At 72.0% G+C, this 14,822-nt stretch carries 13 protein-coding genes; 9 read left to right on the top strand and 4 right to left on the bottom strand.

Going from position 1 to position 14,822, the window contains the following annotated elements:
• Positions 1 to 60: 60 nt before the first annotated feature.
• Positions 61 to 831: an SDR family oxidoreductase gene (locus tag AB0472_RS14015; protein ID WP_366356339.1), complete on the bottom strand. Its 771-nt coding sequence runs from the start codon at positions 829 to 831 to the stop codon at positions 61 to 63.
• Positions 832 to 856: 25 nt separating this feature from the next.
• Positions 857 to 1,234, bottom strand: a complete 378-nt coding sequence (locus AB0472_RS14010) for a hypothetical protein (RefSeq protein WP_366356337.1) — start codon at positions 1,232 to 1,234, stop codon at positions 857 to 859.
• A gap of 485 nt (positions 1,235 to 1,719) precedes the next feature.
• Between AB0472_RS14010 and AB0472_RS14005 the strand changes: the two genes are divergently transcribed.
• From AB0472_RS14005 to AB0472_RS13995, 3 genes are read left to right on the top strand one after another with little or no spacing between them, the layout of a single operon-like run.
• Positions 1,720 to 1,893, top strand: coding sequence for a hypothetical protein (locus tag AB0472_RS14005; RefSeq protein WP_366356335.1), 174 nt, complete (start codon positions 1,720 to 1,722; stop codon positions 1,891 to 1,893).
• A gap of 58 nt (positions 1,894 to 1,951) precedes the next feature.
• Positions 1,952 to 2,434 (top strand): GNAT family N-acetyltransferase, encoded by a 483-nt coding sequence (locus AB0472_RS14000; protein WP_366356333.1) that lies wholly within the window; start codon positions 1,952 to 1,954, stop codon positions 2,432 to 2,434.
• A 12-nt stretch (positions 2,435 to 2,446) separates the two neighbouring features.
• Positions 2,447 to 2,587 (top strand): hypothetical protein, encoded by a 141-nt coding sequence (locus AB0472_RS13995; RefSeq protein WP_366356331.1) that lies wholly within the window; start codon positions 2,447 to 2,449, stop codon positions 2,585 to 2,587.
• Between the two features lie 60 nt (positions 2,588 to 2,647).
• Here AB0472_RS13995 and AB0472_RS13990 read toward each other — a convergent pair whose 3' ends face one another.
• Both AB0472_RS13990 and AB0472_RS13985 read right to left on the bottom strand, forming a co-directional pair.
• Positions 2,648 to 3,991 carry an amidase family protein gene (locus AB0472_RS13990; RefSeq protein ID WP_366356329.1) on the bottom strand — a complete coding sequence of 448 codons (1,344 nt, stop codon included), beginning with the start codon at positions 3,989 to 3,991 and terminating at the stop codon, positions 2,648 to 2,650.
• A 103-nt stretch (positions 3,992 to 4,094) separates the two neighbouring features.
• Positions 4,095 to 5,102: a LacI family DNA-binding transcriptional regulator gene (locus AB0472_RS13985; protein ID WP_366356543.1), complete on the bottom strand. Its 1,008-nt coding sequence runs from the start codon at positions 5,100 to 5,102 to the stop codon at positions 4,095 to 4,097.
• 264 nt (positions 5,103 to 5,366) lie between these two features.
• On the opposite strand from AB0472_RS13985, the gene AB0472_RS13980 reads away from it, so the two are divergent.
• The 6 genes from AB0472_RS13980 to AB0472_RS13955 are packed head-to-tail and all read left to right on the top strand — an operon-like array spanning position 5,367 to position 14,773.
• Complete coding sequence (locus AB0472_RS13980; protein WP_366356327.1) at positions 5,367 to 6,659, top strand: extracellular solute-binding protein; 1,293 nt, start codon at positions 5,367 to 5,369, stop codon at positions 6,657 to 6,659.
• A gap of 7 nt (positions 6,660 to 6,666) precedes the next feature.
• On the top strand, positions 6,667 to 7,554 hold the full coding sequence (locus AB0472_RS13975) for a sugar ABC transporter permease (RefSeq protein ID WP_366356325.1): 888 nt from the start codon (positions 6,667 to 6,669) through the stop codon (positions 7,552 to 7,554).
• Entirely contained in the window at positions 7,551 to 8,450 is a 900-nt protein-coding gene (locus AB0472_RS13970) for a carbohydrate ABC transporter permease (RefSeq protein ID WP_366356323.1), read from the top strand. Before AB0472_RS13975 ends, AB0472_RS13970 begins: the two co-directional genes overlap by 4 nt.
• A 29-nt stretch (positions 8,451 to 8,479) precedes the next feature.
• The gene (locus AB0472_RS13965) at positions 8,480 to 9,727 is read left to right on the top strand and encodes a glycosyl hydrolase (protein WP_366356321.1); all 1,248 of its coding nucleotides are present in this window, start codon (positions 8,480 to 8,482) and stop codon (positions 9,725 to 9,727) included.
• Entirely contained in the window at positions 9,724 to 11,736 is a 2,013-nt protein-coding gene (locus AB0472_RS13960) for an endo-beta-N-acetylglucosaminidase (RefSeq protein ID WP_366356319.1), read from the top strand. The genes AB0472_RS13965 and AB0472_RS13960 overlap by 4 nt, the downstream gene beginning before the upstream one ends.
• A gap of 28 nt (positions 11,737 to 11,764) precedes the next feature.
• Complete coding sequence (locus AB0472_RS13955; protein ID WP_366356317.1) at positions 11,765 to 14,773, top strand: glycoside hydrolase family 38 C-terminal domain-containing protein; 3,009 nt, start codon at positions 11,765 to 11,767, stop codon at positions 14,771 to 14,773.
• Positions 14,774 to 14,822: the final 49 nt, after the last annotated feature.

Raw genomic sequence — 14,822 nt, 5'->3', positions numbered from 1 at the left:
GCAGGTCCCCGCGCCCCCGGGGACCTGCGGTAGCCGCGTGACGGGACGGCCTGTGCTCCGTCAGCCGGGGATACGTGCCGCTCGTACCCGGGTGCCGCCGTCCACCACCAGGTCTGCTCCGGTCACCCACTCCGCCGCGTCCGAGGCCAGCCACAGCACCGCGCCCGCCACGTCCTCCGGCTCGCCGATCCGCCCCATCGGCAGCCCCGCGGCGATCTCGTCCTCCCGCGGCTCCCACATGAAGCGGGCCATCTCCGTGCGCACCAGCCCGGGGGACACCGAGTTCACGCGTACCCGGGGTGCCAGTTCGCCCGCCAGTTGCCGGGTGAGATGGAGCAGCGCCGCCTTGCTGGTGCCGTACGCGCCGACGTGGGGGCCGACGTGGGCCGCGCCCTCCGTGCAGATGTTGATCACGGAGCCGCCGTGCTCCCGCATCCAGCCGCGCCACGCACACTGCGTCAGCCGCAGCGGGGCCTCCACGTTCACCGTGAACGCCTCCCGCCACATGCCCAGGTCGGCGTCCATGAGCGGGCCGTACGGGCGGTTGGTCGCGGCGTTGTTGACGAGGATGTCCAGCCGCCCGAACTCGGTCAGCGCGAGCCGGGTCAGCTCCCGTGCGTGCTCCGGCTCACCGACGCTGCCGGCCAGGCCGACCCCGCCCAGCCCGGCAGCCGTACGCCGCACCTCGTCCGGGTCCCGCGCGCTCACGCACACCAGCGCGCCGGCCGCCGCGAGCGCCTCGGCGACCGCGCGGCCGATCCCGCGGGTGCCGCCGGTGACGACGGCCGCCCGGCCCCGGAGCCCGTACGACGGCCCGTACGATGACGTCATCGCCGTACCGTCTCATGACGGGACGTCAGTCGACAGCCCCCAGGCGGGAGTTGCGGGCGGCGACCAGTTCCAGGACGGTCCGCCAGTCCTCCAGGACGCCCGCGTCGAAGCCCGCGGTGCGGCTTTCCTCGGCCGCCTGGCGCAGGCGCAGCACGTCGTCGTCGGAGGCGGTGCGGTCCCCACGGACGAGGTGGTACACGCGTTCCCCGAGGAGGTGGCGGACCGCGTGCGCCGCGCCGTCGGCGCGGCCGAGCAGTTCCTCGATGCCGTGCACCAGGCCTGCCACCTGGAGCTCCTTGTCGGCGGGGCGGCCGCGGCGCAGCAGTGCCGCGGCGCGCAGGGCGCGCTGGTGCCGGCAGGCGTACAGCAGATCCATCAGCTCCTCGACGCTGCGCAGCTCCATGCGTCAGTCCTTCCGCGAGACAGCCGTTGTCCTGCGCCATCGGATCATGTCGAGTTTTCGACCCGGCCAACGCAACCTGAACTGCACAGCGTGTTGCGGCTTCACCCCACCGCTGGGAACTTGCGTTCGAATTCGAGAGGCGGGCGGGTGAAGCGTATACAGGGCATGATGTTACAAACGGGTGCATTTCTGGTTCACCGAATTGCGGAGCGACTCGCGATAGTTACACCTTGTTTGCACTCCCTATCGAGCGGACCCCCGCTCATTTGGTTAATCTGTAGGGGACGGACAGCACCAAGGGGTCCCACCCACACCCACGGTCCGTCCCGGGGACAAGCCGGTCGACAACGGCCTGCTCTCTTGCGAGATACCGGCGCCACCGCGTCCGAACCGGCCTTTGACCCAGACCCGAGCGGGCGCCGAGCACCGGAACGCAGACTGTCCGGAAGCGCCCCCGAGGGTGACCGACACAGAAGGAGTGCGCGGTGACACCTGACAAGACGAATCGCGAGCAGCGCCCCACGGAACGCACGGAGCGCGCGGGCAGCAGGCCCGGACAGCTCGGCAGCCTCGACGTGTGGGCCCGGTCCGCCCCGATCCGCCTCGCGGGTTACGAGGAGGATCTCGCCGAGCCCCACATCCTGCCCAGCGTGGACTGACCGGCCGGTCAGTCCCGTCGCGATCGCCGACGCGCATGGGCGTGCGAGACTCACGCCCATGCTGATCAGAGAAGCCACCGCGGCCGACTGGCCGCAGATCTGGCCCTTCTGGCACCGGATCGTCGCCGCCGCCGAGACCTACGGCTGGGACCCCGACACCTCGGAGCAGGCGGCCCGCGCCCTGTGGATGAGCCCGGCGAAACGGGTCTACGTCGCCGAGGACCCCGCCGGAGCCGTCGTCGGCTCCGCCTACCTGACCCCCAACTACGGGGGCCCCGCCGCGCGGGTCGCCAACGCCGGCTTCATGGTCGACCCGGACCGGGGCGGCCAGGGCATCGGACGCGCCCTCGCCGAGCACGTCCTCGCCGAGGCCCGGGCGCACGGCTACCGGGCGATGGTCTTCAACGCCGTCGTCGAGACCAACCCCGCCGTGGCCCTGTGGACTTCCCTCGGCTTCACGATCCTCGGCACGGTACCGCGCGCCTTCGACCACCCGAAGCACGGCCCGGTCGGCCTGCACATCATGTACCGCGCCCTGTGACCCGGCCTGTCGGTGCAAGCCCCCTGGTTCCGGGCCGCCGGGGGCGTCGGCCCCCAGGAGATCGGCGGGGCCCGGAACGAGGAGCGGCTCGCCCTGCACCCTGCGGCGGTCGTGGAGGCGCCCTGCCGGATGACCGAGCCGAAGCGGCCGTAGCGCTCGCGGGGGTGCCGCGGACGAACGACGGCCCGCCGCGGTGCTGCCCCCCCCGCGTGCTCAGTCGACAGGCGCCGTCCGCCGCCAGGGCCGCAGCGTCTCCAGCTGCCGGGCCACCTCCAGCAGGACCGCCTCCGACCCCGGCCGGCCCACCAGCTGGACGGCGCAGGGCGCGCCCGAGGGCAGCGTGCCGAACGGGACCGACATCGCCGGCCAGCCGGTGAGGTTCCAGGCCGGGGTCAGGGGGGAGTAGTTGGACCCGGCCAGGGCGTTGCGCAGCCAGCCGCGCTCGTGCCAGGGAGCCGCCTTCGGGGCGTGGCGGGCCAGCGCCGGGGTGAGCAGCACGTCGTGCTCGGTGAAGAACGGGGTGAGCCGGGCGCGCAGCCGCTCGCGGGCGTCGCCCACCTGCACCCCACGCAGGAAGCGGCGTCCGATGGCCGCGTGCACCCGGGTCCGCCGGGCCAGCAGGGCGGGGTCCAGGCCGGCCGCGTCCACGGCCGTCCCGGCGGTCCAGTGCCGGATCGCGGTGACACCGATCGACGCCGGGTACGGCGGCTCGGCGCGCCGTACCTCGTGTCCGGTGCCCGCGAGCAGCCCGGCCGCCTCCGTCACCGCGTTCGTATACGGTCTGCCGACGGTCACGCCGACCAGCGGGCTGCGCAGCGAGACGGCGATCCTCAGCGGGGCGTGCCCGCCGGCGTCCTCGAACTCCTTCTCCGCCAGCAGCGACAGCATCAGCCGCGCGTCCGCCACGGTGGTCGCCAGCGGCCCGTTCTCCGACATGCCGAACCAGTCGCCGTTGCCGATCCCGGCCGGCACCACGCCGAACCCCGGCTTGATGGTGACCAGACCGCAGTTGGCGGCCGGGATCCGCAGCGAGCCCATGCCGTCGTTGCCCAGGGCGATCGGCGCCAGCCCGGCGGCGACCGCGGCCGCGCTGCCGCCCGAGGAGCCGCCCGCGCTGCGCCGGGTGTCCCACGGGTTGCGGGTGATGCCGTGGGCCCCCTCGGTGGTGCCGAAGACGCACAGCTCGGGCACGTTGGTCAGCCCGATCACCACGGCCCCGGCCGCCCGCAGCCGCGCCACGGTGACGTGGTCCGCGTCGGCGGCCGTGTTCGGTGTCGCGGCGGAACCGTCCAGGTGCGCCTCGCCGCGCACCGCCAGGTTGTCCTTCACCGCCAACGGCACTCCGGCGAGGGGGAGTTCGGCGAGATCGGCACGGGCCGCGAGCTCGTCCGCCTCGGCCAGTGCCGCATCCGCCCGGACCGTGCGGAACGCGCCGATCCGCCCGTCCAGCCGGGCGATCCGCTCCAGGTGCCCGGCGACCACCTCCCGGGGAGTGGCCCGCTTCTCGCGTACGGCGGCGGCGATCTCGGCGGCGGTCCGTCCGGCCCAGTCGGTCACGGGCGCTCCTCGGGGTGCGGGAAGGCGGCTTACTCGTCGGTACGAAGAGGCACTCTGCCCGGTCACGGGGCTCCGCGTCGAGAGTCCCTGACCGGCGGAGCGCTCACGCACGCGCGGGTGCCGTGCTGCCCCGGATCGTCAGATGCGGGACCGGCACCCGCACCGCGCGTGCGGCGCCGCCGTCCAGCAGGGCCGTCAGTTCCCGGGCCGCCGTGCGGCCGAACTCCGTGCTGTCGCGGGAGAGGGCGGAGAGCCAGGGCTTGACCATGCGGCAGAGCGCCGAGTCCTCCCAGGACACGACGGAGACGTCGGCGGGGACCGAGTGGCCGAGTTCCGCCGCGGCCGCGACGCCGGCCACCGCCATCACGTCGTTGTCGTAGATCAGGGCCGTCGGGGACGGGGCCGCGCGCAGGACGCGGCGGGTGACGGCCGCGCCCTCGGCGTCGGAGTAGTCGGTGGTGACCGAGTGGACCTCGGCCAGGCCGCGCCGGTCGGCCTCGGCGCGCAGGGTGCGGATCCGGCGCTGGGTGTGCGCGAGGCCGGGCAGGCCGGCGATGTGCACGATGCGCCGGTGGCCCAGCCGGGTCAGCTCGTCGACCACCGACGCCATCGCGGCCGCGTCGTCCGCCCAGACCGTCGACAGCTCGGGGTGGCGCTCGTCGGGGGCGCCGCCGATCACCACGGCGGGCAGGCCCAGTTCGTCGAGGAGGTCGGGGCGCGGATCGTCGGCGCGGGGGTCGACGACCAGGACGCCGTCGACGCGGTGCTCGGCCCACCAGCGGCGGTAGACCGCGCACTCGTCGGCAACGTCCTCCGCCATCTGGAAGAGCAGTCCGAGATGGCGTTCGGCGAGCACCTCCTGGATGCCCGAGACCAGTTGGAGGAAGAAGGAGTCCACGCCCAGCGAGTGCGCGGGGCGGGCGAGGACGAAGCCGACGGTGGCCGCGCCCTCGCCGGACAGGGCCCGGGCGGCCGTGCTGGGGCGCCAGCCGAGCTGCTCGGCGACCCGCTGGACCCGGGCCCTGGTCGTCTCGGAGACCCCGGGGCGGCCGTTGAGCGCGAAGGAGACCGCGCTCTCGGAGACTCCGGCGCGGCGCGCGACGTCCTTCATCGTCGGCCGGCGCGCGGGGCTGCGTTTCTCCGCCAACTCACTTCCTCATTCGGTTCGGGACCGCGATCTGCTAATGCGCTTGAGTCGTCACACCCTAAAGCGCATTAGCGATCCCTGGCAATACGTTCGTAACACCCTTCTGAGCAGGGCTTTTGAGTCACTAATGACTTTAGCTGCGCCGAATCCATTGACGAGGCGCCAAAACGGCGTGCAAGGTCTGGCGCGGCACCCAAGGACCACACCGCTGCAAAGGAGCAACGGACCATGCGCATCTCCCGCAGAGCCTTCGCCCTCGCCGCTGCCGCCGTCCTCGCCCTGCCGCTGAGCGCCTGCGGTTCCGGCGGGGACGACGGCGGTTCCACCGACGCCTCGGGCAAGGTCGAGGGCGACATCACCTTCCAGACCTGGAACCTGCGCGCGAACTTCAAGTCGTACTTCGACGGCCTGGTCGCGGACTTCGAGAAGAAGTACCCGGGCACCCATGTGAAGTGGATCGACCAGCCGGCCGAGGGTTACGCCGACAAGATCAGCGCGGACGCGGCCGGCGGCACCCTCCCCGACGTCGTCAACGTCTCCCCGGACCTGGTCGCCCCGCTCGCCAAGGCGGGTCTCGCCCTCGACCTCGACAAGGCGGCGGCCAAGTACAGCTCCGAGTACCTGGCCGGCGCCTGGGCCAGCCACCGGATACCGGGGACGAACGGGACGTACGCCTTCCCCTGGTACCTGAACACCGGGCCGCTGTTCTACAACAAGACGCTGTTCACACAGGCCGGACTCGATCCGGAGCAGCCGCCGAAGACGTACGACGAACTCTTCGCCGACGCGCTGAGGATGGCGCAGCACAGCGGCGGCAAGGTCGCCACCCTCGCCAACGTGCCGACGATCGAGGACTTCGGGCGGTACGGCTCGCAACTGATGGACAAGGCCGGGACCGGGTTCGCCTTCAACGACGCCAAGGGCGTCGAACTGCTCACCAAGTACAAGGAGTTGTACGACGCCAAGGCGCTCGACCCGCAGGCGCTGACCGCGACCCCCGAGTCCACCGGCAAGAAGTTCCTCACCGGGGCCGTCGCCATGAACCCCGGCAGCGCGCTCGACCTGGACAACTTCAAGAAGCAGGCGCCGAACCTGTACAAGAACATCGGCATCACCGACCAGATCACCAGCACCGGCCACGTCAACATGTACGTGATGGGCGTGATGGTCAACTCCAGGACCAAGCACACGGCGGCCGCCGTCGCCTTCGCGCACTTCGTGACCGACGCGCAGAACCAGATGTCCTTCGCCAAGAAGGTCGCCATCTTCCCCAGCACCGCCGGCTCCCTCGACGACCCTTACTTCACCAAGGAGGACGGCACCGACGAGACCCGGGTGCGCATCGCCGCCGCCAAGTCGCTGAAGAACGCGGTCAACTACACCCCCGTGCTGTTCAGCGACCAGATGAAGACCGCCCTGCGCAACGAGGTCGCCAAGACGCTGCAGGGCAAGCAGAGCCCCAAGGCGGCGCTCGACAACGCTGTCAAGGCCTGCGACCGGCTGCTCCAGCAGGAGGGCTGAGGACCCGATGGCCGACGTGTCCCGCGTGCGGCGCCAACTGCCCACCAGCCCCTGGCTGTTCGCCGCCCCCGGGCTGCTGGTCGTCGGCGCCTTCGTGCTCTACCCGTTCGTCTCGACGGTGGTCAACTCCTTCACGGACCGCCGCACACTGATTCCGGGCCGCTTCGTCGGCCTCGCCAACTTCCGTGAGCTGATCCACGACGACATGTTCTGGACCGGCCTGCGCAACAGCGCCCTGTACATCGTCGGGGTGGTGCCCGCCCTCGTCGTCCTGCCACTGCTGCTCGCCCTGCTGGTGCAGAAGAACATCCCCGGCATCACCTTCTTCCGGTCCGCCTTCTACACCCCGGTCGTCGCCTCGGTGGTCGTGGTCGGCCTCATCTGGGTGTGGCTCCTGGACGAACGCGGCCTGGTCAACTCGCTGCTGGAGACCGTCGGCATCGGCCGGATCGGCTTCCTCAGCGACCAGTGGCTGCTCCTGCTGAGCGCGATGGCGGTCACGGTCTGGAGGGGGCTCGGGTACTACATGATCATCTATCTGGCGGCGCTCGCCAACGTGCCGCGCGAGCTGCACGAGGCCGCCGCCGTCGACGGCGCCGGCGCCGTCCGCCGATTCCTCACCGTCACCGTGCCCGCCGTCCGCTCCACCATGGTGCTGGTCGCCGCGCTCTCCTCGGTCGGCGCCTTCAAGACGTTCTCCGAGGTCTATCTGCTGGCCGGCCCGGACGGCGGCCCGGCCGGCGAGGACACCACCCTCGTGATGCTCGTCCAGCAGACCGGCACCGGACTGACCGGCCGGGTCGGCTACGCCTCGGCGCTCTCCGTCGTCGTCTTCGTGGTGACGGTGGTGCTGATGCTCCTCGTGCTGCGCGCCGACCGGAGGGAGCGGACATGACCGTCACCGAGGAACGGGTGCACACCGTGCCCCCGGCGAAGGAGCCGCGCCTCACCGACGCACACGGCCGCCGCATCCGGGCCGGCGAACTGGTCCTGCGCTACGCCCTGCTGCTGCTCGTCCTGGCCGTCACGGTCGGCCCGTTCCTGTGGCAGCTGTCCACCTCGCTCAAGGGGCCGACCGAGGACATCTTCAGCTCGCCGCCCGGCTTCGTGCCGGAACACCCCACGCTGCACAACTACCGGCGGGTCGCCGACACCATCCCCGTCTGGGACTACGCCCTCAACTCCCTGAAGGTCGCGAGCGCGAGCGTGGTGACCAACTGCGTCGGCTCGGCGCTCGCCGGCTACGCCCTGGCCCGGCTGCGCTACCGGGGCCGCCGGATCGCCACCCTGGTCTTCGTCCTCGCGATGCTCGTGCCGGTGGAGGGCATCATCATCGCCCAGTTCACCACCATGCGCGAACTCGGTCTCAACAACACCCTGATCGGCGTCGTCCTGCCCGGCTCGATCGGCGCCATGAACGTGCTGCTGATGCGCAACGCCTTCCTCAACCTGCCCTACGAGATAGAGGAAGCGGCCTACGTCGACGGCGCCAACGTCTGGCAGCGGTTCCTGCGGATCGCCCTGCCGTCGGTCAGGGGCACCGTCGCCGTCGTCGCGATCTTCGCCTTCATGGGCGCCTGGGACGACTTCCTGTGGCCCCTCATCGTGCTCAGCGACCCCTCCAGGTTCACGCTCACCATCGGCCTCAACTACCTGCACGGCACCTTCGCCAACGACGAACGCCTCGTCGCCGCCGGCACCGTGATCGCCGTGGCCCCGCTCATCGCCCTGTTCGCCTGCCTCCAGCGGTACTTCTTCCGGGGCGTCGGCGAGGGAGCCGTCAAGGGCTGAACCCCGTCAATCGCCAGCAAGGGATACGCATGCCTCCTGCCGTGCGCTTCGGCGTCAACTACACCCCCAGCGAAGGCTGGTTCCACCACTGGCTCGACTTCGACCCGGACTCGGTACGCGCCGACCTCGACTCGATCGCCGCACTGGGACTCGACCACATCCGGGTCTTCCCGCTCTGGCCCTACTTCCAGCCCGACCGCACCCTGATCCGCCCCCGTGCGGTGGAACAGCTCGTCGCCCTCGCCGACGCGGCGGCCGAGCGCGGCCTGGACGTCAACGTCGACGGCCTCCAGGGGCACCTGAGCAGCTTCGACTTCCTGCCCGCCTGGACCCGTACCTGGCACCGGCGCAACCTCTTCACCGACCCGCAGGTCGTCGAGGGCGAGGCCGCCTACCTGCGCACCCTCGCCGCGGCCCTCGCGGACCGGCCCAACTTCATCGGGATGACCGTCGGCAACGAGGTCAACCAGTTCGCCGCCGGACCGCACCCAGACCCCGACCGGGTCGACGCGGCGGACGCGGAGAAGTGGCTCGTCCGGCTGCTCGCCGCCTGCGCCGAGGGCGCTCCCGGCGGCATGCACCTGCACGCCTCCTACGACGCCGCCTGGTACCAGGACGACCAGCCCTTCACCCCCGCCCACTCGGCCCGCCTCGGCGCCGTCACCGCCGTGCACTCCTGGGTGTTCGACGGCACCGCCCAGCGATATGGCCGCACCGCCGTGCAGACCGAGCAGCACGCCGCCTATCTCGTCGAACTGAGCAAGGCCTGGGCCGAGGACGCGCACCGGCCCGTCTGGCTCCAGGAGGTGGGCGCGCCCGTGCCGCTGATCCCCGCCGAGCACGCGGCCGCGTTCGCCGAGGCGACGATCACCGCGGTGCTGGACTGCCCCGACCTGTGGGGCGTCACCTGGTGGTGCTCGCACGACGTCAGCCGGAGCCTCGCCGACTTCCCCGAACTCGAGTACGGGCTCGGCCTGCTGACCAACGACCGCAAGCCCAAGGACATCGCCCACGTGCTCGCGGCGGCCGAGCCGGCAGCGGCCCGGAAGCGCGGCACGGCGCTCGTCGTGCCCGCCGACCCGGCCCTGCGCTCCCGCAACGCCCCCGGCGGACCCGTCTTCGACGCCTGGTTCCGGCTCGCCGCCGACGGGGCGCGCCCCACCACCGTCCTCGACACCCGCGCGGCCGACCGGGACCATCTCACCGCGCGCGGCATCACCGAGGTCGTCACCCCCGAACAGGTTCTCCCCACCCCACAAGGAGGCACCCGCTCGTGAACCCCAGCAGACGCACCGTCCTCATCGCCGCCACCGCGGCCGCCTTCTCACCCGCCCCCGCCATGGCCGCCACCCGGAAGGCCACCGCGGCCGCCACCACGGCCACCCCGCCCTACGCGTCCTACTTCTACCCGGACTCCTTCCCCTCCGGCAGCCCGGGCACCGGCATCACCTGGCGCAGCCTGAAGACCTGGACGGCGGCCGGCGACCCCGACCTCGCCTTCAACGCGGCCTCCGTGCCGCTCGCCGCCCGCTTCACCCCGACCCCCGCCAACACCACCGCCCGCTCCGGCCAGGCCCGCATCCAGTCGCTGGTGTCCTTCGGGCCGACCTCCGGCAACCCGTCCCAGGGCTCGGCCACCGCCGACTACTACGCCCTCACCCACTGGGCCTACCTCGACGAACTGGTCTTCTGGGGCGGCTCGGCCGGCGAGGGACTGATCCTCGCCCCGAACGCGCCGATCGTCGACGCGGCCCACCGGCACGGCGTCCCCGTCCTCGGCAACATCTTCCTGCCGCCCACCGCCTACGGCGGCCAGCTCCAGTGGACCCGCGACCTGGTCCAGACGGACGCCACCGGGCACCACCCCCTGGCCGCCCGGCTCGTCGCCCTGGCCGCCGCCTACGGCTTCGACGGCTGGTTCGTGAACGCCGAGACCGGCGGAGGGAACACCGCCCTCGGCACCGCCATGCTCGGCTTCGTCACCGAGCTCAAGTCGCTGGCCGCGGCCCAGGGACAGCGGGTCACCTGGTACGACGCGATGACCGTGGGCGGCGCGGTCAGCTGGCAGGGCGCCCTGAACAGCCAGAACCAGGCCTTCTTCCAGGCCGCCGACGACATGTTCGTCGACTTCCGCTGGAGCGCCTCCACTCTCGCCTCCTCGGGCACGAAGGCGGTCCAGCTCGGCCGCAGCCGCTACGAGCTGTGGGCCGGGGTCGACGTCGAGTCCAACGGCTCCGGCACCTCCGTGAACTGGGACGCGATGGTCCCCAGCGGCTCCGCGCACATCACGTCCGTCGGCTTCTACCGGCCCGAGTGGACCCGCAACCACCTGCCCGCGAGCCGTACCCCCGGCGACTTCCACGCCGCCGACGACCGGTTCTGGACCGGCCGTTCACTGGATCCGTCCCGGCCCGACGGCACGGATCCCTGGCGGGCACCCGCCGTGTGGGCGGCGGACCGGTCGACGGTGTCGGCGGTGCCGTTCGCGAGCGTGTTCAACACCGGGCACGGGCTGCGCTGGTACGAGGACGGCGAGGTCGCCTCGGACACGCCCTGGAACCACCTCGGGCTGCAGGACCTGCTCCCGTCCCGGCGCTGGGCGGTCCGGACGTCCGGTACCCGGCCGACCGTGAACTTCGACTTCGCGGCTGCCTGGCGGGGCGGCAGCAGCGTGCTGGTCGACGGTGCGCTGGACCAGCCGGTGGTCCTGGACCTCTACGCGACCCAGCTCCCGGTCACGGCACAGACGGTCGTCGAGCTGACGTACCGGACCGACTCCGGAAGCGTCGACGTCGAGCTCGCCGTCGCCACCGCCGAACCGGGCAGTGCCGGTACGGCACCGCCGTACACCTATCTGCCGGCGGACTCCGGCGGCGACGGCTGGGCGACCGCGACCGTCCCGCTGACCGGCCTCTCCGGCACCGTCCACGCCCTCGGCGTCCGCCTCACCGCGAGTGGCGGGGCCGTCCAGTGGCGGCTCGGCGGCATCGCCGTACGGGAAGCGGTGAGCACCCCCGCCGCGCCCGCCGCCGCCCAGGTCACCGCGGCCGACGGCGGAAACCTGCGCCTTGCCTGGGACGCGGCACCCGGCGCCGTACGGCAGTACACCCTGCACCGCCTTCTCCCCGACGGCACCCGGCGCTTCCTCGGCGCCACCGGCCAGCGGGCCTACTTCCTGACCGGCCTCCAGCCCGAGCAGGGAGAGACGACGGGACGGTTCGAAGTGCGTGCGGTAGGGGAGCTGTACACCTCGTCGGATCCCGTCACCGTCACGCACACCTGGTAACCGGTAACCAACCTACGGAGCACCCCACATGCATGACGACCGCAGCCTGGTCGAAGCCCGCCTGAGGCGCGTCCTCGACGAGCGTGTCCGCCCCGCCGTGTACCCCGAGTCCGTGCCGCTCGACGTCGCGGTGTGGCATGCGCCCGGCGAGCCCGTGCCGGTCGACGAGGGGCTCGCGGCCGAGCCCGAGCCGATCGCGGTGGGCGCCCGCTGGGGTGCTCCGTGGGGCACCAGCTGGTTCCGGGTGACCGGAACCGTCCCCCCGGAGTGGGCCGGACGGACCGTGGAGGCCCTCCTCGACCTCGGCTTCGACGAGAACATGCCCGGCTTCCAGTGCGAGGGCCTGGTCTACCGCCCCGACGGCACCCCGGTGAAGGGCCTCAACCCGCGCAACCAGTGGGTCCGCGTCGGCACCCCCGTCGAGGGCGGCGAGCAGGTCAGGCTGCACATCGAGGCGGCCTCCAACCCGGTGATCCTCGACTACCACCCGTTCCGGCCCACCTGGCTCGGCGACAAGGACACCGCCGGGCACGAACCGCAGTACACGCTCGCCCGGATGGACCTCGCGGTCTTCGACGAGACCGTGTGGCAGCTCGTCATCGACCTGGAGGTGCTCGGCGAGCTGATGGCCGAACTGCCGGCCGACGCGCAGCGCCGCCACGAGATCCTGCGCGCGGTCGAGCGGGCCCTGGACGCCGTCGACCTCCAGGACGTGAACGGCACGGCCGCCCGCGCCCGTTCGTGTCTCACCGAGGTCCTCGCCGCCCCCGCCGTGCCGTCCGCGCACCGGATCAGCGCGGTGGGGCACGCGCACATCGACTCGGCATGGCTGTGGCCGCTGCGCGAGACGGTCCGCAAGGTCGCGCGTACCACGGCCAACATGACCGCCCTCATCGAGGACGAACCCGACTTCGTGTTCGCCATGTCCCAGGCCCAGCAGTGGGCGTGGGTGAAGGAGCACCGGCCCGAGGTGTGGGCGCGGGTCAAGAAGGCGGTCGCGGAGGGGCGGTTCGTGCCGGCCGGCGGGATGTGGGTGGAGTCGGACACCAACATGCCGGGCTCGGAGGCGATGGCCCGTCAGTTCGTGCACGGCAAGCGGTTCTTCCTCGACGAGTTCGGGATCGAGAACGACGAGGCGTGGCTGCCCGACACCTTCGGCTTCGCGGCCGGACTCCCGCAGATCATCAGGGCGGCCGGCTCGACCCGCCTGCTCACCCAGAAGATCTCCTGGTCGCAGACGAACAGGTTCCCCCACCACACCTTCCAGTGGGAGGGCATCGACGGCACCCGGATCTTCACCCACTTCCCGCCCGTCGACACCTACAACTGCTCCATGAAGGGCAGCGAACTCGCCCACGCGGCCCGTAACTTCAAGGACAAGGGCCGGGCCCGGCACTCCCTCGCCCCCACCGGCTGGGGCGACGGAGGCGGCGGCACCACCCGCGAGATGGTCGCCAGGTCGGCACGGGTACGGAACCTGGAGGGCTCACCGGCGGTCGTGTGGGAGACCCCGGAGCAGTTCTTCGCCAAGGCCGAGGCCGAGTACCCCGACCCGCCCGTCTGGGTCGGCGAGCTCTACCTCGAACTGCACCGCGCCACCCTCACCAGCCAGGCGAAGACCAAGCAGGGCAACCGGCGCAGCGAACACCTCCTGCGCGAGGCCGAACTGTGGGCGGCGACGGCGGCGGTCCGCACCGGGTTCCGCTACCCCTACGAGGAGCTGGACCGGATCTGGAAGACGGTCCTGCTCCACCAGTTCCACGACATCCTGCCGGGTTCCTCGATCGCCTGGGTGCACCGGGAGGCGAGGGCGACCTACCAGCGGCTCGCGACCGAACTCGATCAGATCGTCGAGGCGGCCCAGCGGGCCCTGGCGGGGGAGGGCGACCGGCCGCTGCTGTTCAACGCGGCACCGCACAGCCGCGGCGGCGTCCCCGCCGGCGGCGCGGCACCGCAGCAGACGTCCGGCGAGGTGACCGTGTCGGACCGGCCCGGGGGCGGACACGTCCTCGCCAACGGCCTGCTGCGGATCGAGATCGACGCCCGCGGCCTGGTCGTGTCCGCCTACGACCTCGACGCCGACCGTGAGACCATCGCCCCCGGCGCGGCCGCCAACCTCCTCCAGCTCCACCCCGACTTCCCGAACATGTGGGACGCCTGGGACGTGGACGCCTTCTACCGCAACGCGGTCACCGACCTCACCCAGACCGACGAGCTGGCCGCCGACGAGCAGGGCGTCCGGATCGTACGGTCCTTCGGCTCGTCCCGGGTCACCCAGGTGCTGTCCCTGCAGCCGGGGGAGCGGCGGCTGCTGATCGACACGGAGGTCGACTGGCACGAGACCGAGAAGTTCCTGAAACTCGCCTTCCCGTTGGACGTGCACGCCGAACGGTACGCGTCCGAGACCCAGTTCGGTCACTTCCACCGCCCGACCCACACCAACACCTCGTGGGAGGCGGCGAAGTTCGAGGCCTGCAACCACCGCTTCGTCCACCTGGCGGAACCCGGCTGGGGCGTGGCCGTCGTCAACGACTCGACCTACGGCCACGACGTCACCCGCAGCGTCCGTACGGACGGCGACCAGGGCACGACCACCACGGTCCGTGCCTCACTGCTGCGCGCCCCCCGCTTCCCCGACCCCGAGACCGACCAGGGCATCCACCGCTTCCGGCATGCCCTGGTACCGGGCGCGGCCATCGCGGACGCGGTCCGGGAGGGCTGGCGGATCAACCTGGCGGAGCGCCGGGTGACGGGCGCGAACGACGTCGCCCCGCTGGTCACGGTCGACAACGACGCGGTGGTGATCACCGCGGTGAAGCTGGCCGACGACGGCAGCGGCGACGTGGTGGTCCGCTTCCACGAGGCACACGGCGGAAGGGCCCGCGCGACGCTCACGGCCGGGTTCGAGGTGCAGCACGTCATGGCCACCGATCTGCTCGAACGACCGCTGCAGGATGCGCCACAGACCGTGGGCAACAGCATCCCGCTGCGCCTGCGTCCCTTCGAGCTGGTGACGTTGCGACTCCGGCGAGCCTGAGCGGCCCCAAGGGGCGCGGAGAACTGCGCGCCCGGCCCCCACGCACCCG

Source organism: Streptomyces sp. NPDC086777, assembly GCF_040702065.1.
GTDB lineage: Bacteria > Actinomycetota > Actinomycetes > Streptomycetales > Streptomycetaceae > Streptomyces.
This window is presented reverse-complemented; position numbering and strand designations above follow the sequence as displayed.